Consider the following 21,365-nt stretch of genomic DNA (forward strand, 5'->3'; position numbering starts at 1 on the left):
CGCCGATGGATGCAGCACCTGTGGGAGCGACTTCAATCGCGACGGCTTTCCCGGTAAAGCCCGTCGCGGCTGAAGTCGCTCCCACATGGGTGAGTGGAGCGCCCCGCAGTCCCTCCGGTGCAGGACTTGGCGCAAACCGAGCCACATGCGAAGGTAGGCGCATGGCCCGTTTCCGGTTCCCGGCTCTTCCATGTTGCTGCTGACGTTGTTGCTGCTGGTGGCGTTCGCCGCGTTGGCCGTGGGGTTGACGCTGCTGGTGGGCGCGGTGCTGTTGTTGCGCAGCAAGCCGTTCCTGCTGGTGCGCCTGGAAAGCCTGCGCCAGCGCCGGGGCAGCGGCCTGCGGCGCTGCCGGACGCAGGTCGCCGTGCATCGCTGGACCTATCTGCACCGCGCCGCGGCCGATCCCGGCGCGCCGGCGCTGTTGCTGGTGCACGGCTTCACCGGCAGCAAGGAGAACTGGTTGCCGCTGGCGCGCGCGCTCGGCGATCGCTATCACCTGTTTATTCCTGATCTGCCCGGCTGGGCCGAGAGCCAGCGCATCGACGGGCAGGACTACGGCTTCGTCGCGCAGGCCGAGCGCATGGCCGCGTTCGCCGCGCAGTGCGTGCGCGGTACGGGCAGCGAATGCGTGCTGATCGGGCATTCCATGGGCGGCGGCATCGCCGCGCTCGCCGCCGCGCGCCATCCGGCCTTGTTCGATCGGGTCGGCCTGCTCAACGCCGCCGGCGTGCGCTTCGCCGACAACGCCTTCGGCCAGGCGGTGCTGGACGGCGACAATCCGTTCGCGGTGTACGACGCCGACTCGCTGCGCCGCTACATCGATACGGTGTTTCTGCTGGAGCCGCGCAAGCCGCGCATCCCGTCCTGGGCGGTGTCGTCGGTCGTCGCCTGGCGGCGCAGCGAAGCCGGTTTCGAGCAACAGGTGCTGGCGCGGATCGGACGCAGCGAGGAGGCCTTCCTGCCGTTCGAAGAAGCCGCGCGCATCCGCCAGCCGGCGCTGCTGCTGAACTGCGTGCAGGACGCGGTGATCGATGCCAGCGCGCTGGCGCTGTACGCCGCGCGCGTGCCGCAGGCGCTGCAGGTGCTGCTCGACGGCAGCGGCCACATGTCCATCGTCGAGAAGCCGGCCGAGGTCGCGCAGGCGATCGATCAATTGATCCAACGAGGAGTTCCCCGATGAAACGCATTCTGCTCGGCGCGCTGTGCGCCGTGGCCCTGGCCGGTTGCGGCGACCACGAGGCCGAACGCAAGGCGCAGGCCGCCGCCGAAGCGCAAGCCACGGCGCAGGCCGCCGACGACCTGGCCAAGCACTACGACGCCGCAGTGAAGTCCGGCAACTGGGACCTGGCGCGCATCCATGGCGCGGCGCTGCTGGAGCAGTATCCCGGTTCGGACGCGGCCGAGCGCATCGAACCCGGCTATGCCGAGGTCAAGGCCAAGGGCGAGGCGGCGCGCGAACTGCGGCGCATGCAGGCCGCCTGGGAATATTCGCAGGTACCGGCCGGCAAGGGCACGCAACGCTCTGCGATGTTGTACAGCCGCGACAAGGTCGATGTGGACGGCAGCGGTCCCAAGCCGGTGCAGCTGGTGTTCCGCGATCACCCCGAATGGAAGCGCAGCGCCTACCTGGTGCTGCAGGCCGGCGATTTCCGTTGCGCAGGCGGCTGCAAGGTGCAGCTCAAGGCCGACGCTGCCGCGCCGCGCGCGGCTGCGGCATGGCGTCCGAACACCGACGAGGCGATCGCGATGTTCATCAGCGACGACAAGGCGCTGTGGAAGCTGGCGCGCAAGACCACGGTGCTGCAGATCGAGTTCCCGGTGAAGGCCGGCGGCACCCGTACCGCGGTGTTCGAGACCGGCGGCCTGGACGGGTCGCAGATGCCGGGATGGGATTGAGCGCGGCGGCACCCGGCGCGCGCCTGCGCCAGGTGCGGCACTGGGTGTTCGATATGGACGGCACGCTGACCCGTGCGGTGCACGATTTCGCGCTGATCCGCCGCGAGCTGCAGATTCCGCAGCAGGCCGACATCCTGCAGCATCTGGCCGCGCTGCCGGCCGAGGAGGCCGCGGCCAAGCATGCCTGGCTGCTCGAGCACGAACGCGAGTTGGCCTTTGGCGCCGTCGCCGCGCCCGGCGCGCCGGCGCTGCTGCGCACGCTGCACGCGGCCGGTTGCCGGCTGGCGGTGCTGACCCGCAATGCGCAGGAACTGGCGCGGCTGACGTTGCGCGAGATCGGGGTGGAGGACGTGTTCGAGGGCGTTGCCATCCTCGGCCGCGATGAGGCGCCGCCCAAGCCGCATCCTGGCGGTCTGCAGCAGTTGGCTGCGCACTGGGGCGTGGCGCCGCATTCGCTGGCAATGCTCGGCGATCACGAATACGACCTGCAGTGCGGGCGCCATGCCGGCGCGACGACGGTGCTGCTGCATGTGGACAATCTCTGGCCGGCGCTGGCCGATTTGCATTTCGCCGATTGTGCGGCGCTGCTGGAATGGTGGCACGGCTCGGCCGGGTAGGGGGTTCTTTTCTGTGGGAGGGACTTCAGTCCCGACGCTTTGTGGGTGAAGTTTCGTCGGGACTGAAGTCCCTCCCACAAAGTGAAAAGCGCGCCAGCTGCGGTTGTTGCCTCTTTCATGCAGAGCCGGTTTCTTGTGTGCATGCGTCGCTTGGCGGATTGCCAATTTCTGATTCCCTTGCCATCACCACCGCAATAGGGGGCAAAGGCAAAAGCTAAAGGCAAAGGCCTTCGCACCAGGCGACAGCTTCTTTGTGGGAGCGACTTCAGTCGTGGCACCGAAGCCGGGGCGATTAACTAGGTGCTGCTGCAGCACGCTGCGCTCGGCGCTGTCCAGGGCCACGCGGCCGGGCATGTCGTCGGCGGCGACCATATCGCCGTTGACCAGGCACGGGCCGCTGTCGGCATCGACGATTCCCTGCGGCAGGTTGGAGATGCGGATCATGCCGTCGGCGCACAGCACCGCGGCGGTGCGCAGCACGTTGCGCAGCTGCCGCAGATTGCCCGGCCAGGGATAGCTGAGCAGCTCGTGCAGCGCGTCTTCGTTGATGCGCATGTGAAGCTCGCCGCTCTCCTCGCGCAGCAGGGTGCGGATCAGTTCGGCCTTGTCGCTGCGTTCGCGCAGCGGCGGCAGGTGCAGCACCACACCGTTGAGGCGGTAATACAGGTCCTTGCGACACTCGCCGGCGGCCACCATCTGCATCAGGTCGCGGTGGCTGGCGCTGACCACGTGCAGTTCCAGCGGCATCGTCCGGTCGCTGCCCAGGGCGGTCATGTGCTGTTCTTCCAGCACCCGCAGCAGCTGCGTCTGCAGCGGCATGTCGCCGATCTCGTCCAGGAACAGGGTACTTCCGCTGGCCTGCAGCAGCTTGCCGTGGCGGCCTTCGCGCGCGGCATCGGTGAAGGCGCCGCGGGCGCAGCCGAACAGCTCGCTCTCGATCAATGCTTCCGGGATCGCCGCGCAGTTCACCGCCACGAACGGCTGCGCCGCCCACGGCAAGCCGCGGTGCACCGCCTTGGCGAACTCCTCCTTGCCGGTGCCGGTGGCGCCGCACAGCAGGATCGACACGCGATGCGCGGCCAGCTTCAGCGCGTTGTCCAGGTTGTGGCGCATGCGCGGATAGGAGCCCACGTGTGCGCGGGCGTAGGCAGCCTCGCCGCTGTCGGCACTGGCCGCGTGCGCGCGGCCAGCGGCCGCGTCGCGGCGGCTGCGCCAGGGAGAAGAAACGGCGCCCGTGGCAGGCGCAGCGGATCGACCACAGCGTGCTGGCGTCGTTGCGTGCGCGCTGCTCCACTGTGTCCAAAATGCAGTTGCATCACCTGCGAGATGTCGCGCCCGGCCAGCAGGCTGCGGTCGCCCTTGCCGCGCTGTTTCAGCGCGGCTTCGTTGACCGCGAGCACGCAGCCGTCGTCGCCGATCGCCATCGGCGCCTCGTGCAGCAGGCCGGCCAACTCCGGGCGGCTGTGGAAGCGCAGGATCCAGGCATGCCGGTATTGCTCCAGGAAATACGAGCGTGCGATCTGCGCCGCGGACATGCCTACCAGCGCGTTGGTGTGGCGCTACACCAGCTTGGTGCCGCGCGCGTCCGGGGTGGAGGCGTCCAGTACCGCCAGCAGTTGCCCGTGCGGGTCCAGGATCGGTGCGCGGCTGCACGACAGGGGCAGATGCCGGACCAGCTAGTGCTCGCCGCGGTGCACGCTGAGCGCGCTGCGCTCTACCGCGCAGGTGCCGATGCCGTTGGTACCCTGCTAGCGCTCGGCCCAACTGGCGCCGCAGAACAGCCCGGTCTCGCGGAATTCGCGCAGCAGCGCCGGGTCCTGCACGCTGTGCAGCAAGGTCGCCTCGGCGTCGGCCAACACCACTGCGTAGCCGCCGCCGGCGATCTTCTCGTAGTGGTTCTCCATCTCCACCTTGGCGATGCGCAGCACGTCTTCGAGCCGCTGCCATCGTGGACCATCGGCGAAGGGGGGCGGACTCAGTTCGTACTCGTCCAGGCAGCGCTGCCACGAGCGTGCCAGCGCCGGCGGCAGCGGTTCGATCTGGCGGAAGCGGCGCATCCGCGCCAGCAACGCGGATGCGGCCTCGGCGGCGGACAGCGCTCCGGCCGTGGCCTGCGGGAGGGCGACAGTCAGTTCCGACACGTGGCGCATCCTCGGTCCCCACCCGGGAGCAGAGCGGCAGTGACGCACAAACCGGGCCGGGGCTCAAACCGCACTTCAGCAAAAGCTGGGATTGGGGATTCGCGATGACCAGACAGTCGGCTGTTCAAAGCGGGGATTGGCAAGAGCAGTTTGCCTATGCGGATCCCTTTCCGGCCTCCGCCCAAAACGAAAGAACCGCGCGGTTGCGCGGTTCATCGTGTCATTAAAGCGGCAGGACCCGGCTTTTACGAATCCCCACTCATCACTCCCGAATCGCAGTTACAAGGCATAGCCGAACTGCTGCTTGAACTGGTCGTTGAATTCGTCGAAGTCGAAGCGCTGGTTCTGGGTGCCCGGGTGTTCCACTTTCAAGGCGCCCATCAGATTGCCCATGCGCCCGATCGTCAGCCAGTCGCAGCCGCGCTCGATGCCGAAGATCAGGCCGGCGCGGAACGCGTCGCCGCAGCCGGTCGGGTCGACCACGCGGCGCTCGTGCGCCGGCGGGACGTCGTAAGTCTTGTCGGGGGTGTACATCAGCGCGCCCTTCGGACCCTGGGTGGTGATGTAGGCCTGCACCCGCGAGACGATGTCCTGCTCGTTCCAGCCGGTGCGCTCCTGCAGCAGGTTGGACTCGTAGTCGTTGACCACCACGTAGTCGGCCTGTTCGATGAAGGTGCGCAGCTCCGGGCCGTTGAACAGCGGCATCGCCTGGCCGGGGTCGAAGATGAAGGGAATGCCGCCGGCGGCGAACTCCTCGGCGTTCTGGATCATGCCCTCGCGCCCGTCCGGGCCGACCAGGCCCAGGGTCACGCCCGGCACGTCGCGCACGTGGTTCTCGTAGCTGCGCATCATCGCGCCCGGATGGAACGCGGTGATCTGGTTGTTGTCGTGATCGGTGGTGATGAACGCTTGCGGGGTGAACAGGTCCTCGATCACCTTGACCCGCGACAGGTCGATGCCCAGCGTCTCGAAATGCTCGCGGTACGGGCCGAAATCCTGGCCCACCGTGCCCATCGGGATCGGATCGCCGCCCAGCAGGTGCAGGTTGTAGGCGATGTTGCCGGCGCAGCCGCCGAACTCGCGGCGCATCCGCGGCACCAGGAACGATACGTTCAGGATGTGCACCTTGTCCGGCAGGATGTGGTTCTTGAACTGGTCCGGGAACACCATGATGGTGTCGAAAGCGAGGGAACCACAGATCAGTACGGACATCGGACAGGCCTTGGCGGAGGGAGGAGCCCGCATTCAGGCGGGCAGTGTGCGGGGTCGCCGCGGCGCAAAGGGTAACGGCTGCGGCCGGGCAGGGCCAGAAGCGCGATCGACGGCGCCCCTGCGAGCGCATGCAAGGCGCGGTTTTAGCGAGAATTTTCCTTGCCCGCACCCAAGTGGGTTGTTACGCTAGCAGACTTCGTTTTCTGCCCATTTTTTCGCCATTCGGCGACGGCACGCGACTCCCCAGGACTCAATTCCCCGATGTTCAAGAAACTCCGCGGCATGTTCTCCAACGACCTGTCCATCGATCTGGGCACGGCCAACACCCTCATCTACGTGCGTGGCCAGGGCATCGTGCTGAACGAACCGTCGGTGGTCGCGGTGCGCCAGGACCGGGCGATCGGCGGCACCCGGTCGGTGGCTGCGGTCGGCGCCGAGGCCAAGCAGATGCTCGGCCGCACCCCGGGCCACATCACCACCATCCGCCCGATGAAGGACGGCGTCATCGCCGACTTCACCTATACCGAGGCGATGCTGAAGCACTTCATCAAGAAGGTGCACAAGTCGCGCTTCCTGCGCCCGAGTCCGCGCGTGCTGGTCTGCGTGCCGGCCGGCTCGACCCAGGTCGAGCGCCGCGCGATCAAGGAATCGGCCGAAGAAGCCGGCGCGCGCGACGTGTACCTGATCGAGGAACCGATGGCCGCGGCGATCGGCGCCGGCATGCCGGTCACCGAGGCGCGCGGTTCGATGGTCATCGATATCGGCGGCGGCACCACCGAGGTCGCGGTGATCTCGCTGAACGGCATCGTCTACTCGCAGTCGGTGCGCATCGGCGGCGACCGCTTCGACGAGTCGATCACCAACTACGTGCGCCGCAACCACGGCATGCTGATCGGCGAGGCCACCGCCGAGCGCATCAAGCTGCAGATCGGCTGCGCCTATCCGCAGGAAGAAGTGCAGGAGATGGAAATCTCCGGCCGCAACCTCGCCGAGGGCGTGCCGAAGATGATCAAGATCAACTCCAACGAGGTGCTGGAGGCGCTGCACGAGCCGCTGTCGGGCATCGTCTCGGCGGTCAAGCTGGCGCTGGAGCAGACCCCGCCGGAGCTGTGCGCCGACGTCGCCGAGCGCGGTATCGTGCTGACCGGCGGCGGCGCGCTGCTGCGCGACCTGGACCGGCTGATCTCCGAGGAGACCGGCCTGCACGTGCAGGTCGCCGACGACCCGCTGACCTGCGTGGCGCGCGGCGGCGGCCGTGCGCTGGAGCTGGTGGACATGCACGGCAACGAGTTCTTCGCGCCGGAGTGATGGTGAGGCCGGGAATCGGGAATGGGGAATGGGGAATCGAATCCCCCATCCGCACCGACATTGCCGGCTCCGCGACCGCCACCGTGCCTGCGCCCCGGCCCGATCGAGTCGGGAGCACGCTGTCGTTGTCCGATTCCCCTTTCCCGATTCCCCTTTCCCGGCTCTAGCCCGTGCCTCCCTACGCCGGTCCTCCCGTCACTGCCCGCCCGGGCGAAGCCGCCAGCACGCCGCGCCTGCTGGCGTACCTGGCTCTGGCGGTGGTGCTGATCGTGCTCGACGTGCAGGCTGGCTGGCTGAAGCAGGTGCGCAGCCAGACCAACCTGCTGGTGCAGCCGCTGTGGGCCTTGGCCGGGCTGCCCGGCCGGCTCGGCTCGCAGGTGCAGGAGAGCGCCGCCAGCCATGCGCAGCTGGTCAGGGAAAACCGTGCGCTGCGCAACGAGCTGCTGATCGCCAAGGCGCGCCTGACCCGGCTGCAGACCGCGGCGCTGGACAATGCGCAGCTGCGCGAGTTGCTGGGGGTGGCCGAACGCCGTGGCCTGGACGTGCAGCTGGCGCCGATCCTGGACATCGACCTGGACCCGACCCGGCAGCGCCTGGTGCTGGATGCCGGCGGCCGCGACGGCGTGCACGTCGGCCAGGCGGTGATCGACGCCGGCGGGCTGATGGGCCAGGTGATCGAGGTGACCCCGCTGCATTCCACCGTGCTGCTGCTGACCGACCCGGACCATGCGGTGCCGGTGACGGTGGCACGCAACGGCGTGCGCCTGATCGTCTACGGCCGCGGCGACACCCTGGAGCTGCGCGACGTGCCGCTCAGCGCCGGGGTCGAGGTCGGCGACGAGATCGTCACCTCCGGCCTGGGCGGGCGCTTCCCGGCCGGCTTCCCGGTCGGCACCGTGGCGACGCTGCGCCCGGACGACACCCATGCCTTCCTGGTCGGCAATCTGAAGCCGGCGGCGAAGCTGGACCGCGGGCGGGACGTTTTGCTGCTGCGACCTTCGGTCGCGGCAGCGGGACCGGGAACCGGGGACCAGGGACCCGGACAGCCGGGAGAATCGGGACCAGGAACCGGGGACCAGGGACCCGGTAACAGCAACAGCAATGCGACGCATGGGCCGGCTCAAGGGCGCGGTTCTGCGTCCGCTCCTGACCGGCTCCCCGGTCCCCGGTCCCCGGTCCCGGCGGCTGCGCAGGAGCCGCAATGAGCCGCCCCCGCAGCAAAGGCTGGGTGCTGCCGGTCAGCTTGCTCCTGGCGCTGCTGCTGGGCCTGCTGCCGTTGCCGCTGCTGCTGCAGCCGCTGCGGCCGTACTGGCTGGCCCTGGTGGTGGCGTACTGGGTGATCGAGACCCCGGACAAGGTCGGGCTGGGTTTCGCCTTCGCCATCGGCGTGGTCGCCGACCTGCTGTACGGCGGGGTGCTCGGCGAACAGGCGCTGCGGCTGGTGATCCTGAGCTTCATCCTGCAGCGCTTCCGCGCGCGCATCCGCTTCTTCCCGATGTCGCAGCAGGCGCTGGCGATCGGCGGGCTGCTGGTCAACGACCGCATCGTCGCCGCAGCGGTGCACCTGGCGGTGGGCGAGCCGACCCTGCCGTGGAACTACTGGTGGGCGCCGCTGCTGGGCATGGCGCTGTGGCCGCCGCTGTTCGTGCTGATGGATGCGCTGCGGCTGGGCCGCCGGAGCAAGTAGCGTGGCCTTGCATACCCGTCGCACGCAGAAGAACCCGCACGCCGAGGCCGAGCAGTTCCGGCGCCGCGCGGCGCTGGGGTTCCTTGGCGTGCTGGTGGCGCTGGTCGGCCTGGGCGCCTGGTACTTCAAGTTGCAGGTGCTGGACCACGACATCTACGCCACGCGCTCGGACGCCAACCGGATCAAGCCGCGGCCGGTAGTGCCGGGGCGCGGCATGATCTACGACCGCAACGGCCGCCTGCTTGCCGAGAACGTGCCCGCGTTCCGGCTCGACGTGACCCCGGACAAGGTCCAGGACATGGACGCGCTGCTGGTCGAACTGGGCAAGGTCATCGCGCTGTCGGCCGAAGACATCGAACGCTTCCAGGCCGCGCGCAAGGCCAGCCGCAGCTTCCGCCCGGTGACCCTGAAGCTGCGGGTCAGCGAGCAGGAGCGCGCGCGTTTCGCGGTGGACCGCTGGCGCTTCCCCGGCGTTGAGCTGGAGCCGTACCTGACCCGCCACTATCCCTACGGCGACCTGTTCGCGCACATCATCGGCTACGTCGGTCGTATCGACGAGAAGGATCTGGAGATGCTCGGCGAGGGCAATGCCGCGCTGACCCACATCGGCAAGTCCGGGCTGGAGCGCTATTACGAAGAGGCACTGCGCGGCAAGGTCGGCTACGAGCAGGTCGAGACCAACGTGCAGGGCCGCGCGATCCGCACCGTCGGCCGGGTCCCGGCGCAGTCCGGTGCCGACCTGCGCCTGTCGATCGACGCCGACCTGCAGCGTGCGATGGTCGCCGCGTTCGGCGACTACCAGGGCGCAGCCATCGCGATCGATCCGCGCACCGGCGAGATTCTGGCCATGGTCAGCCTGCCGTCCTACGATCCCAACCTGTTCGTCAACGGCATCTCGCACGCCGATTTCCAGGCGCTCAACAGCGATCCGTCGCGGCCGCAGTTCAACCGGCTGGTATTGGGCGGAGTGGCGCCCGGCTCGACCATCAAGCCGTTCATGGGCCTGGCCGGCCTGGACAGCGGCACCCGCCGCCCGGAGGACAAGATCCTGTCCACCGGCATGTTCTACCTGCCCGGGGTCAGCCGCGGCTGGGGCGACTCGCACCGCGGCGGACATGGCTGGACCGACCTGCGCAAGTCGATCTCGCAGTCGGTCAACACCTATTACTACAAGCTGGCCGTCGACATGGGCATCGGCAAGGTCGACCAGTACATGAACCGCTACGGCTTCGGCACGCCGACCGGCATCGACCTGTTGGGCGAGATCGGCGGCATCGTGCCGTCGCCGGCCTATAAGGCGAAAAGCCGCAAGGAAGCGTGGTATCCCGGCGACACGGTCAACATCGCCATCGGCCAGGGCGATTGGAAGGTGACGCCGCTGCAGCTGGTACGCGCGGTGGCCGGCATCGCCGATGGCCAGCTGCGCACCCCGCACCTGGTGATGGCCCAGCGCGGCGCGTTCGATCAGCCGTGGGCGTCGGTGGCGCTCGGCCCGGGCAAGCCGATCAGCGACAATCCCGCCAACCTGCAGGCGGTGCGCGAGGGCATGATGGACACCATGCGTCCGGGCGGCAGCGGGCATGCGATCGCGGTCAGCGCGCCGTACCAGATGGCCGGCAAGACCGGCACCGCGCAGGTGGTCAGCCGCAAGGGCCTGGCCGCGGTGGATCCGCGCAGCCTGCCGATGCACCTGCGCCATCGTTCGCTGTTCGAAGGTTTCGCCCCGGCCGAGCAGCCGACCATCGCGCTGGCGGTGGCGGTGGAGGGCGGCGGTTACGGCGCCAGTACCGCCGCACCGATCGCGCGCAAGATCTTCGATGCCTGGCTGCTCGGGCGCCTGCCCGCCGGCATCGAGCCGCTGGACAGCCTGCGCGGCGCCACCGCGTTCGGCAGCCGGCTTTACTATGCCGAGGATCCGGGCTCGCGCGGCGCCGCCGAGGCGGTGGCGCTGGCCGCCGGCGAACGCCCGGTGCTGGTCGGGCCGGTGGTGGTGGATGCCGCCGCGGTGCCGCCGCCGGACGCGCCGCCGCCGATCCCCGACGAGATCCCGGACGAGCGATGAAGGACTTCCTGCGCTGGCTGGCCGATCTCGGTGGCCGTTTCGCCCGCACCCTGGACTGGCCGATGTGCCTGGCCCTAGGGGCGCTGATGGTGATCGGCCTGGCCGTGCTCAAGAGCGCCGGCGGCCAGGCAGGCGGCAACCATCTGATGCTGGCCCAGACTATGCGCTTTGCGATCGGCGCGGCGGCGATGTGGGGCCTGTCGCGGGTCTCGGCGCTGCGCCTGCGCGCCTGGACGCCGCTGATCTACGCGCTGTCGATGCTGCCGCTGCTGGCGGTGTTCGCGCTGGGCACCGGCAAGTACGGCAGGCAGTGGCTGGATCTGAAGGTGTTCTACCTGCAGCCGGCCGAGTTGCTGAAGATCAGCATGCCGATGATGGTGGCCTGGTACCTGCATCGCATGCCGCTGCCGCCGCGGCTGCCCACGGTGCTGGTCAGCGCGGCGATCATCGGCCTGCCGACCGCATTGATCATGCTGCAGCCGGACTTCGGCACTGGCGTGCTGATCGCCGCCAGCGGCGGCTTCGTGCTGCTGCTGGCCGGGCTGCCGTGGTGGTGGGTCGGCATCGCGGTGGGCGGCGTCGCCGCGGCCGCGCCGGTGGCCTGGCTGTGGTTGCTGCGGCCTTACCAGAAGGACCGGATCATGATGTTCCTCAATCCGGAAAACGATGCGCTCGGTGCCGGCTGGAACATCATCCAGTCCAAGATCGCGATCGGCTCCGGCGGCCTGCACGGCAAGGGCTGGGGCCTGGGTTCGCAGTCGCACCTGAACTTCATCCCCGAACAGACCACCGACTTCGCGTTCTCGGTGCTCAGCGAGGAATTCGGCTGGATCGGCGTGGCCACCGTGCTGACTCTGTACCTGGTGGTGATCGCGCGCTGCCTGTGGATCGCCGCGCAGGCGCGCGACACGTTCTCGCGGCTGCTCGCCGGTGCCACCGGCCTGGCGTTCTTCGTCTACGTGCTGGTCAACGGCGGCATGATCTCCGGGCTGCTGCCGGTGGTCGGGGTACCGATGCCGCTGATGAGCTACGGGGGCACCTCCGCGGTGTCGCTGCTGGCCGGCCTGGGCTTGGTGATGGCGGTCAAGGCGCACCGCCCGGTGCACGGCTACTGAGCGCGGTCATGGCGGGTGCACCGCCGGCTTAACCGGAAGTATGCGTCGATGTACGCAACGATTGCCGGATGTGCCGGCGCTCGCCACAATTCGCGTCGATGCCCTGTGACGGCGCTGATTGCAGCGACCAGCCACGAGCGCAGGATCTGTTCCGGGTGAGCCATGCGCGGCGTCGATGCCGCCCAGCCGGCCCGCGTCCATCGAGGGGAGCCAACGCAGCGCATCGTCGATCCGGCCTGGCTGGTGTCGTCCTTTCTGCGTCCGTCCGCCCTCCTCGCGTCTTCCCCGTGGTTCCTGTCCGCTCGGCTGTGCCGACATGGTTGTGTGTTGATGAAATTCCTGAAATTCCTGTTGCTGCTGAGTGTTGCGCTGGGCCTGAGCGGCTATGCGTTGATCCGCTACTACTTTCCTGCGGGTGCGATGCACAGCCACGGCTACGGCCGGGTCGCGCTGACCCAGCCGGCCGGCCCGGCGCAGGGCATGGTGATCTTGTTCGCCAGCGGCAACCGGGCGCAGCGCCAGGCGGCGGCAGCGCGCATCGCCGCGACCGGCGCGGTGGTCGCCACGGTCGATGGCGATCGCTATCTTGCCCGGCTGCAGCATGCCGGCAGTGGCTGCGGGCATGCCTGGCACGATGCCGAGCAGCTGAGCCGGCACCTGCAGCGCGATCTGCACGGCGACCGCTACTTCCTGCCGATGCTGGCCGGGACCGGTACCAGCGCGACCCTGGTCGAACGCATCGTCGGCGCCGCGCCGGCGGCAACCCTGGGCGGCGCGATCGGCGTGGCGCCGGCGCCGACCGAGGTGTGCGCTGGCACCGCGCCAGCCAGCGCCGCGCAGGGCTTCGTCGATATCGCGACGGCACCGGCCGCGGGCACGCCGGAAGCGGCCGTGGCCGCACGCGTGGCCATGCACCTGCACACGCCGGGCAGCGGCGGTGCGCTCGACGACCTGCCGCTGACCGAATTGCCGGTGCGCGCGCCGGGCGCGCCGCTGGCGATCGTGCTGTCCGGCGACGGCGGCTGGCGCGACATCGACAAAGGCATGGCCGAGGCCTTGCAGCAGCGCGGCATCGCGGTGGTCGGCTGGGACAGCCTGCGTTACTTCTGGCACGACAAGCCGCCGGCGCAGGCCAGCGCCGACCTGGCGCGGGTCATCGCGCACTACCAGCAGCAATGGCATCCGCAACGCATCCTGCTGGTCGGCTATTCCTTCGGCGCCACCGCGATGCCGTTCATGTACAACCGGTTGCCGCCCGCGCAGCGCGCGCAGGTCGCTCTGCTGGCCTTGTTCGGCGTGGACCGCAAGGCCGATTTCCAGATCCGCGTGCGCAACTGGCTGGACCTGGGCGATGCCGACGACGCCAAGCCGGTGTTGCCGGAGATCGCGCGCATTGCGCCGTCGCAGCTGCTGTGCGTGTACGGCGACCAGGAGAAGGACACGGTGTGTCCGCAGTTGCGCGGCAGCGGCGCGCAGATCGTCGCGCTGCATGGCGGCCATCATTTCGACCAGCATCCGGCCGGCTTGGCGACGATTGTAGACAACCGTTGGCAGCAGCTCGCAGAAGGCGCACGCCGCCCCATGGCTGCAATAGATGCCAGGCATCCTCGCGTGGACGCAGTGCAACCCTCGCCGCTGCGCACCTCGTCTGGAGTCCTGCAGCAATGACATCGCCCGCGTTCGGTTGCCTTCTGCTCCTGGCCCTGGTCACGCTCCACGCATCCGCCGCGACCGGCGATACGCGGGTGGTCGCCGAACCCGCGATGCCGAGTCTGTGCGACACCCTCGATGCCACGCTGCAGGCGGACGCGCGCCTCTTCGGCGATGCCGATGAGCAGAGCGCGCCGGACACCGCGCGCATCCAGGCCGCGCTGGGCAGGTGCGCCGCCAAGGGAGGACGTTCGGCGGTGCTGCTGCGTGCCGGCGCCGGCAATGCCTTCCTCAGCGGGCCGTTGAACATCGGCGGCAACGTGACCCTGGTGATCGATGCCGGGGTGACCCTGTTCGCCTCGCGCAAGCCGTCCGACTATCAGGTCGCCGGCGCCAATGCCTGCGGCAAGGCCGCCGGCTCCAGCGGCGGCTGCCGCGCGCTGCTCAATCTGAAGGGCAAGTCGCTGGGCGTGATGGGTCTGCGCGACGGCGCTGGCCGCCAGGGCAGCATCGATGGCCGCGGCGACCTGCCGATGCTTGGCGGCAGCGGCAGCTGGTGGCAGTTCGGGGAAAAGGCCAAGGCGAGTAGCCAGACCCAGAACAGCCCCGACCTGATCAAGGTACAGAACGCCAGCGACGTGAGCATCTATCACGTCAATCTGGTCAACGCGCCGTACTTCCATCTGTTCGTGCACATCGCCGACGGCCTCACCATCTGGGGCGTGCGCGTCAAGGCACCGGCCAGCAGCCCGAACACCGACGGCCTGGACCTGGACAGCGTCAGCAACGCCACCCTCTACGACAACGACGTGATGAGCGGCGACGACGGCGTGGCGATCAAGACCATCGCCTCCAGATCGGCCAACATCAGCGTGCGCGACTCGCGCTTCTACGGCACCCACGGCATCTCCATCGGCAGCGAGGTGATGTACGGCGTGGACAACGTCCTGATCGACGGCAACAGCGTGCTCGGCAGCGACGCCGATGGCACGCCCAGCACCGACAACAACGGCCTGCGCATCAAGACCGGGCTGGCCAAGGGCGGCGCGGTGAGCGACGTCACCTATCGCAATACCTGCCTGTTCGGCGTGGCCAATGCATTGGTGATCAACCCGCTGTACGGCGGCGGCAGCAGCGGCACCATGCCGAGCTTCGCCAACATCGTGGTCAACGGCCTGAAGGCGCAGGGGTCGGTGAAGGGCAAGGGTAGTTCGGTGCAGGGCTACAACGCCTCGGCGCCGCTGGATCTGGTGCTGGCCAACGTGTCGGTCGACGTCACCGCGCTGAAAGCCAGCAATGCGCGCATCGGCGTGGACCGCTCCAACCTGCAGCCGAGCGTCGACAGCTCGGTCAGCACCTATGCGGCCTCGGTATCCGGTGCGGTGCCGGCATGCGCCAGCAAGCCGGTGTTTCCCGCGCTGTAGCGTTGCTTGGGGCTGTCGGCGATGCGCGCGCCGCATGCTGTCGGCAATGCCGACTCCGGCCACGCCGCCGGGGTGCCGGAATCGGTGTACGCAGCGGGGGCGGATCGCCGCTGCCGACCCGGGGTGCGTGGCTGCAGCCGTCCTCCAGGCCGATCTCGCCCTGCACACGCCGGCCTGTGATCGGGCGTTGCTGGTTGCGCTGGCGATGCGCTGCTTCGCTGCGCATCGCCGGCCACGCGCGGTTCGGCTTGGGCAGCTCGGCGTGCGCTGCAGGGTTTGTGCCCACCGCGATGGGCGCTGCCACCGCGGGCCACATCGCTTGGCGGCTGGCTGCCGCCCGGGCCGGATGAATACGGCAGTCCGCGTGACTTGGAGCAAAGTTCTTTTGTTTCATGGCGTTATTGGTGGAAATTCATCTGGACTCTGTTAACCTGCCGGCATGATTCGACGCTCGCTGATTTGCCTGATCACCCTTGGCCTGGTCGCATGCGCGACCCAGCCCAAGTCTCCGCCATCGCCGCCGCAGGCCAATGCGCTGCCGCAGGCCGTGCCGCGCACGGCGCCGCCGGCGGAGGCGGCGCCCGAAGCGGCGCCCGCGCCGCCGGTCGATCTGACCCCTGTACCGTTCGAGGTCGCCCGCGCCAACTTCGTCCGCGATACCGCGGCCAAGTACGGCCTGGATCCGGTGCAGATCGAGGCCACCCTGGCAAAGGCGCAGTTCAATGACGCGATCGTGGCGGCGATGTCGCGCCCGGCCGAGCGGGTCAAGCCGTGGAACGAATACCGGCCGATGTTCATCAGCCAGGCGCGGATCGACGGCGGCCGCGCGTTCCTGGCCACGCACCGCGAGGAACTGATGCGGGTGCAGGCGCGCACCGGCGTGCCGGCCGAAATCATCGTCGCGATCATCGGCGTGGAGACCAGCTATGGCAAGAACGCCGGCAAGTACCGCGCGCTCGACGCGCTGTACACGCTGGCGTTCCGCTATCCGCGCAGCGGCGATCCGGCCATGCTCGAACGCGAGGTGCGCCGCGAACTGTACTTCCGCGGCGAACTCGGCCAGCTGTTCGCGCTCGGCCGCGAAGAGAACATGGACATCACCACGCTGATCGGCAGTTATGCCGGCGCGATGGGCATGGGCCAGTTCATGCCGTCCAGCTACCGCCAGTTCGCGGTGGATGGCGATGGCGACGGCAAGCGCAACCTGTTCACCGACTACAACGACCTGTTCTCCTCGATCGCCAACTACTTCGTCAAGAAGGGCGGCTGGGTCCGCGACGGCGTGGTGGCGGTGCCGGCCACGCTGCGTCCGGGCGCCGAGGAACTCAATCCGACCGACTGGACCCCGAGCTACACGCTGGCCGACCTGGCCGCGCGCGGCTACCAGCCGTCCGCAGCGGTCCCGGCCGGCGCCAGCGCCACCCCGCTCACGCTCGACGGCAGCGCCGGCAAGCAGTACTGGCTGGGCTTCCAGAACTACTACGCGATCACCCGTTACAACGGTTCCAAGATGTACGCGATGGCCGTGTACCAATTGTCCCAGGCCATCGCCGGCAAGGAGTTACCCCCGGCATGAACCCGAACGCGCTGCTCCGGATCGTCCCCGTCGTCGCGCTGCTGGCGCTGGCCGCCTGCAGCAGCGCCCCGAAGAAGACCGCCGGCAGCGCTGCCGCGGTGTCCGGGGTCAGGGTGGAAGGCCGCGGCCCGGCGCATGTCGCCACCGGCTGCCCGTCCACCTCGCCGTACGCGCCGGCCAAGGAAGATCCGTCCACCCGCGGCAACTACACCGCCGGTGGCCTGTACGCGCCCGGCGTCAGCGACAGAACCCCGGACTACGTGCCCAACGTGGCCTGCATCCCCGAGCCCATGGTCACCGACGAGCCGCGCTCGGCGGTCGGCAACCGCTCGCCGTACATGGTGCTGGGCCGCGAATACACCATCATCGACGACCCGCACAGCTACGTCGAACGTGGCACCGCCTCGTACTACGGTAGCAAGTTCCATGGCCGCCTGACCTCCAACCGCGAGGTCTACGACATGTACGCGTTCACCGCCGCGCACAAGACCCTGCCGCTGCCCAGCTTCGCCCTGGTCACCAATCTGGACAACGGCGAATCGGTGGTGGTGCGGATCAACGACCGCGGCCCGTTCCACGACGACCGAGTCATCGACCTCAGCTATGCGGCGGCGGTCAAGCTCGGCATCACCGGCAAGGGCACCGGCCGGGTCGAGGTGCGCGGGCTGACCCCGGCCGACAACGGCAACCTGCTCGCATCGCGGCGCACCGGCAAGCAGGTCGCGGCCGGCATCGCGCTGGCCAGTGCGGCGAGAGCGGGCAGCGCGGCGCAGTCCGCCGCGGCGCGGCGCGCCACCGATATGGACAACTTGGTCAAGGCCTTGCCGGCCAAGTCGGCCCCCTTAGTCGCAGCGGCCAGCGTGCCGGCACGGAGCGCCGCTGCGTCCAGCACCGCCGCACCCAGCGCCACCAGCGCGACAGCGGCCGCCGCCGCCTTGCCGGAAGGCGAGCGCTGGCGCTACCGGGTGCTGGCCGATGCCGACACCGCGGCCAACGCCGACCATTTCGACGACTGGATGAAATCGCGCGGCGTGCGCGTGGCCACCGGCAAGCCGACCAAGGTCGCTGCGACCGTGGCCGCTGCGCCGGCGCCGACGCGACGCGCCACCACCGCCGCCACCGCCACCGCCACCGCCACGCCGGCAGCCACCGCCACGACCGTCGCGGCCGCGGCCCCCGCTCCAGCCGCGCCGGTCGTGTCGGCGACCCGCGCCGCCGCCGACAACGCCGCGGCGCGCGGTCCGCTCGGGATCCTGTTGCAGGTGGCCAGCTTCGCCAGCCGCGAAAACGCCAACCGCGCGCTGTCGCAGCTGGCCTCGGCCGGCATCGTCGGCGCCAGCGTCAGCGACATCGTATCCGGCGGGCGCACGCTGTGGCGGCTGCGGGTCGCCGCCCAGGACCATGGCCGCGCCACCGAGCTGGCCAGCCGCATCGCCGGCCTCGGCTTCGGCCGTCCGCAGATCGTCAAGGACTGAGGCGCGCGGCGAACCCGCACGCCTGTCGCTGGCGCCCTCGCGCGCCCGCCGTCGCCAGGTGCGCGTGCCGCTCCAGCACCGATGGCTTAACGCTCCCTCCCGTCTATGCCGCCGCCGTAGCTGGCTCGGCGCCGGCTAGCCCTACAATGCCTCGTTTACCATCGGCCCTAGGGCCTGCCAGGAGTCGTTTTAGATGAAATTCCGCTTCGCCGTCGCCGCCGTGGCCACCTTCGCCGTGGGCCTGGTTTCCGCGCAGACCCCCGGCCCGGTGCCGGCATCGCCTGCCGCCGCCACCGCGCCCGCTACCGTGGCGATCCCGCCGGCGCCCAAGCCGGCCGTGTCCAAGTCCTGGGTGTTGATGGACTACGCCACCGGCCAGGTGCTGGCCGGCGAGAACGCGCATGTGCGGGTGGCCCCGGCCAGCATCACCAAGGTGATGACCTCTTACGTGATCGCCGCCGAACTGAAGCTGGGCAAGATCAAGCGCGACGACCAGGTCATGCTCAGCGAGCGCGCCTGGCGCGAAGGCGGCGCCGGCACCGACGGCAGCTACAGCGGCTTCCCGGTCAACCAGACCGCGCGCCTGGAGGACATGGAAAAGGGCATGGCGATCCAGTCCGGCAACGACGCGGCGATCGCGCTGGCCGAACACGCCGCCGGCAGCGAGGAAGCCTTCGCGTCGCTGATGAACAACTACGCGGCCAAGCTCGGCATGACCGGCTCGCACTTCGTCAACGCCCACGGTCTGTCCGCCGAAGGCCACTACACCACCGCCTACGACCTGGCGCTGCTCGGCCGGGCGATGGTGCGCGACTATCCGGAAACCTACGCCTACAACAAGATCAAGGAATTCAAGGTCGGCGACATCACCCAGCAGAACCGCAACCTGCTGCTGTGGCGCGACCCCAGCGTGGATGGCATCAAGACCGGCCACACCTCCGAGGCCGGCTACTGCCTGCTCAGCTCGGCGCAGCGTGGCGACCAGCGCCTGATCGCAGTGGTGATGGGCGACAGCTCCGAGAAGCAGCGCGCCGAGGACAGCCTGGCCCTGCTGAATTGGGGCTTCCGTTTCTACGAGACCCACCGCCTGTACGAGTCGGGCAAGCAGGTCGCGCAGCAGCGCGTGTGGAAGGGCACCGAGAAGGAAGTGCTGCTGGGCGTGGCGCAGCCGCTGCTGGTCGGCGTGCCGCGCGGCCGCTACAACGAACTGAAGCCGTCGATCGACGTGCCCAAGACCCTGGAAGCGCCGATCAAGCAGGGCCAGGCGATCGGCACGGTGAAGGTCTCGCTGGACGGCAAGGTGATCGCGCAAGCGCCGCTGGTCGCGCTGAAGGCGGTCGAGGAGGCCGGCTTCTTCAAGCGCCTGTGGGACAGCTTCTGGATGTGGTGGGAAGCCGAGTGAGTTGAAAAAAGCCGGCTTACGCCGGCTTTTTTTTGGGGGGAATGGATAATAGGGAGAGGCGTTGCTGCATTCGCCCGTTGCTGCGGCGATCTCACAGCTGAGTTTGTTGGTTGGGATACGGGAAACCCGCTTTTCCCATTCCCGATTCCCGGCTCCTCAATCCCGGCGCTTCAAAGCCGCCGACTGATGGTGAAGCTGCCGAACACCGGCGTCTGCTGCTGCAGGTCGAATTCGCGGGTGCTCCAGTAGCGCGTCAGGGCGAACTTCCAGTTGCCGCGCATCAGCGCCAGGCCGAAGCCGGCTTGGCCGACGAAGGGGCGTTTGTTTACGCTGTGGCTGTCGCGGAAGGTGTTGCCGTCCAGGGTGATGTCGCGCAGCACCCAGCGCGCATCGCTGGTCAGAAACAGGTGCGCCGACCAGCCGCGGCCCAGGCCGTAGCGCGGCGGGGCGGTGTTCTCGCCGGCCGGGCGCAGCGGCGAGCTGCCGAAGTCGTCCGGCAGTTTCCAGCCGAAGCGCAGTTCGCCGCCGGCGTTGGCGTGGGTCTGCAGGGTGCCGAGCGCGCCGCCCCAGTGGCTGATCGCATCCCACCCCCAGCCGTCGGCGTTGACCGCCGCGTCGCCGGGCCAGCGGTGCATGCGTTCGTGCACCAGGCGGAACACCGGTTCGTCGTGCAGCTGGTTGTCCCAACCGAGGAACTTCTCGTCGCCGAGCGCGTCGTGTATTGCGTCCTGTACCTGCTTGCCCTGCGCCGACGGGCCGATCATGCCCAGGGTCAATTGGGTGGTGCGCAGGCGGTCCTGGTTGCGCGCGTTGTAACCGAAGATCACCGCCAGGATGCCGACATAGGGACGGTCGTCCTCGATCAGGTCGCGGCGGGTCTTGTCGGTCGGGGTGAAAATGGCCTGGCCGAAGCTGAAGACCATGTTCTGCTGCTCGAACTGGCCCGGATGCAGGCGTTCCAGGTAGCGGTTGAGCGTGCGCGCCAGCCGCGGCAGGCAGGGATCGTCGGTGTAGTCGACCAGGTTCGGCGATACCAGGGTCATGCCGAACCCGTTGCTATAGCCCTGGTCCTGGTCGGCTCCGCCGAACAGGTCGTTGTCGACGCGGAAGTTCACCGTCGGCGGCGTGTCCTGCAGCGTGCCGCCGGCGCAACGGTCGGCGGCGGCGGCTGGCAGCGCGGCGATGGCGAGCAGCAGGGCGAAGGCGAGAGGCAGGCGCGATGGCGGCATGGGCGGTGTCCCTAGGGGCGGAAAGGGATAGGTGGAGCGACGCTAGCGGGCCGGATGCGCGCGTCCCGTGAAGCCTGCGTTCATGAAAGTGCAACAGCGAGCCTAGGCCGTGGTGGCGCGGCGCGAAAGCCATGTCGCCGTATCGCTTCGTCCTATTGGCATCCTGTTTGCATCGCTTGCCGGCAGCGCGCGCGCGGTGACACGACGCGGCTGCCGCCAACGCCGGTGCACCGCCTGCCGGCGCGTAGCGGCCTTGGGTTTGCCCGGCGCCGGCCCGATAATGCAGCCATGGACATCACCTCGGACAACCTCGAACACGGCTTCCAATTCCCCGGCGTCTTCGAGCTCAGCGCGATGGGCACCGCCAACACCGGGCTGGAGACCGAACTGCCGCGCCTGCTTGCCCAGGCCGGGGTGGATGTGCTGGAAGAGCGCATCAGCTGGAAGCATTCGTCCAACGGCAAGTACGTGTCGGTGCGGATTGCCTTCCGCGCTGCCGACCGTGCCCACTACGACGCCGCGCACCTGGCGCTGCGCGAGCATCCGGAAGTGAAGTGGACGCTGTAGCCGG

16 protein-coding genes and 1 pseudogene are annotated in these 21,365 nt (G+C 69.0%); 14 read left to right on the top strand and 3 right to left on the bottom strand.

Translation table 11 applies throughout. The features are described 5' to 3' along the window. The first annotated feature begins 190 nt into the window (after positions 1-190). From E4A48_RS20085 to E4A48_RS20095, 3 genes are read left to right on the top strand one after another with little or no spacing between them, the layout of a single operon-like run. On the top strand, positions 191-1,180 hold the full coding sequence (locus tag E4A48_RS20085) for an alpha/beta fold hydrolase (RefSeq protein WP_142743046.1): 990 nt from the start codon (positions 191-193) through the stop codon (positions 1,178-1,180). Continuing rightward, on the top strand, positions 1,177-1,896 hold the full coding sequence (locus tag E4A48_RS20090; RefSeq protein WP_039006067.1) for a hypothetical protein: 720 nt from the start codon (positions 1,177-1,179) through the stop codon (positions 1,894-1,896). The genes E4A48_RS20085 and E4A48_RS20090 overlap by 4 nt, the downstream gene beginning before the upstream one ends. Further along, positions 1,887-2,513 carry an HAD family hydrolase gene (locus E4A48_RS20095; RefSeq protein WP_039006066.1) on the top strand — a complete coding sequence of 209 codons (627 nt, stop codon included), beginning with the start codon at positions 1,887-1,889 and terminating at the stop codon, positions 2,511-2,513. Before E4A48_RS20090 ends, E4A48_RS20095 begins: the two co-directional genes overlap by 10 nt. Before the next feature lie 297 nt (positions 2,514-2,810). Here the strand turns inward: E4A48_RS20095 and E4A48_RS21490 are convergent. Together E4A48_RS21490 and E4A48_RS20105 are read right to left on the bottom strand one after the other, a co-directional pair. Further along, positions 2,811-4,654, bottom strand: a pseudogene (locus tag E4A48_RS21490) (sigma-54-dependent Fis family transcriptional regulator); the annotation flags it as partial. A gap of 279 nt (positions 4,655-4,933) precedes the next feature. After that, a complete protein-coding gene (locus tag E4A48_RS20105) occupies positions 4,934-5,866 on the bottom strand; it encodes a carbohydrate kinase family protein (protein WP_039006065.1) in 933 nt (310 codons plus the stop codon). 261 nt (positions 5,867-6,127) lie between these two features. Between E4A48_RS20105 and E4A48_RS20110 the strand changes: the two genes are divergently transcribed. From E4A48_RS20110 to E4A48_RS20155, 10 genes are all read left to right on the top strand, one after another. Continuing rightward, entirely contained in the window at positions 6,128-7,174 is a 1,047-nt protein-coding gene (locus E4A48_RS20110; RefSeq protein ID WP_003465837.1) for a rod shape-determining protein, read from the top strand. 170 nt (positions 7,175-7,344) lie between these two features. After that, positions 7,345-8,379 (top strand): rod shape-determining protein MreC, encoded by a 1,035-nt coding sequence (gene mreC, locus E4A48_RS20115; RefSeq protein WP_142743047.1) that lies wholly within the window; start codon positions 7,345-7,347, stop codon positions 8,377-8,379. Then, a complete protein-coding gene (gene mreD, locus E4A48_RS20120) occupies positions 8,376-8,861 on the top strand; it encodes a rod shape-determining protein MreD (protein WP_058196211.1) in 486 nt (161 codons plus the stop codon). Before mreC ends, mreD begins: the two co-directional genes overlap by 4 nt. After that, the gene (gene mrdA / locus E4A48_RS20125) at positions 8,830-10,923 is read left to right on the top strand and encodes a penicillin-binding protein 2 (protein WP_185910687.1); all 2,094 of its coding nucleotides are present in this window, start codon (positions 8,830-8,832) and stop codon (positions 10,921-10,923) included. Before mreD ends, mrdA begins: the two co-directional genes overlap by 32 nt. Then, positions 10,920-12,038 carry a rod shape-determining protein RodA gene (gene rodA, locus E4A48_RS20130; RefSeq protein WP_039006061.1) on the top strand — a complete coding sequence of 373 codons (1,119 nt, stop codon included), beginning with the start codon at positions 10,920-10,922 and terminating at the stop codon, positions 12,036-12,038. The genes mrdA and rodA overlap by 4 nt, the downstream gene beginning before the upstream one ends. A gap of 330 nt (positions 12,039-12,368) precedes the next feature. Next, entirely contained in the window at positions 12,369-13,706 is a 1,338-nt protein-coding gene (locus E4A48_RS20135) for a virulence factor family protein (RefSeq protein WP_142743048.1), read from the top strand. Next, positions 13,703-15,112, top strand: coding sequence for a glycoside hydrolase family 28 protein (locus tag E4A48_RS20140; protein WP_142743049.1), 1,410 nt, complete (start codon positions 13,703-13,705; stop codon positions 15,110-15,112). Before E4A48_RS20135 ends, E4A48_RS20140 begins: the two co-directional genes overlap by 4 nt. Before the next feature lie 439 nt (positions 15,113-15,551). Beyond that, positions 15,552-16,688 (top strand): lytic murein transglycosylase B, encoded by a 1,137-nt coding sequence (gene mltB / locus E4A48_RS20145; protein WP_039006057.1) that lies wholly within the window; start codon positions 15,552-15,554, stop codon positions 16,686-16,688. After that, the gene (locus tag E4A48_RS20150; protein WP_142743050.1) at positions 16,685-18,163 is read left to right on the top strand and encodes a septal ring lytic transglycosylase RlpA family protein; all 1,479 of its coding nucleotides are present in this window, start codon (positions 16,685-16,687) and stop codon (positions 18,161-18,163) included. The genes mltB and E4A48_RS20150 overlap by 4 nt, the downstream gene beginning before the upstream one ends. A gap of 193 nt (positions 18,164-18,356) precedes the next feature. Further along, positions 18,357-19,565: a D-alanyl-D-alanine carboxypeptidase family protein gene (locus E4A48_RS20155; protein ID WP_142743051.1), complete on the top strand. Its 1,209-nt coding sequence runs from the start codon at positions 18,357-18,359 to the stop codon at positions 19,563-19,565. A 170-nt stretch (positions 19,566-19,735) separates the two neighbouring features. On the opposite strand, the gene E4A48_RS20160 is transcribed toward E4A48_RS20155, so the two are convergent. After that, positions 19,736-20,794, bottom strand: coding sequence for a lipid A deacylase LpxR family protein (locus E4A48_RS20160; RefSeq protein ID WP_142743052.1), 1,059 nt, complete (start codon positions 20,792-20,794; stop codon positions 19,736-19,738). Positions 20,795-21,082: 288 nt separating this feature from the next. Between E4A48_RS20160 and E4A48_RS20165 the strand changes: the two genes are divergently transcribed. Beyond that, a complete protein-coding gene (locus tag E4A48_RS20165) occupies positions 21,083-21,361 on the top strand; it encodes a DUF493 family protein (RefSeq protein WP_003472346.1) in 279 nt (92 codons plus the stop codon). Positions 21,362-21,365: the final 4 nt, after the last annotated feature.

This window comes from Xanthomonas translucens pv. cerealis, assembly GCF_006838285.1.
Lineage (GTDB): Bacteria > Pseudomonadota > Gammaproteobacteria > Xanthomonadales > Xanthomonadaceae > Xanthomonas_A > Xanthomonas_A cerealis.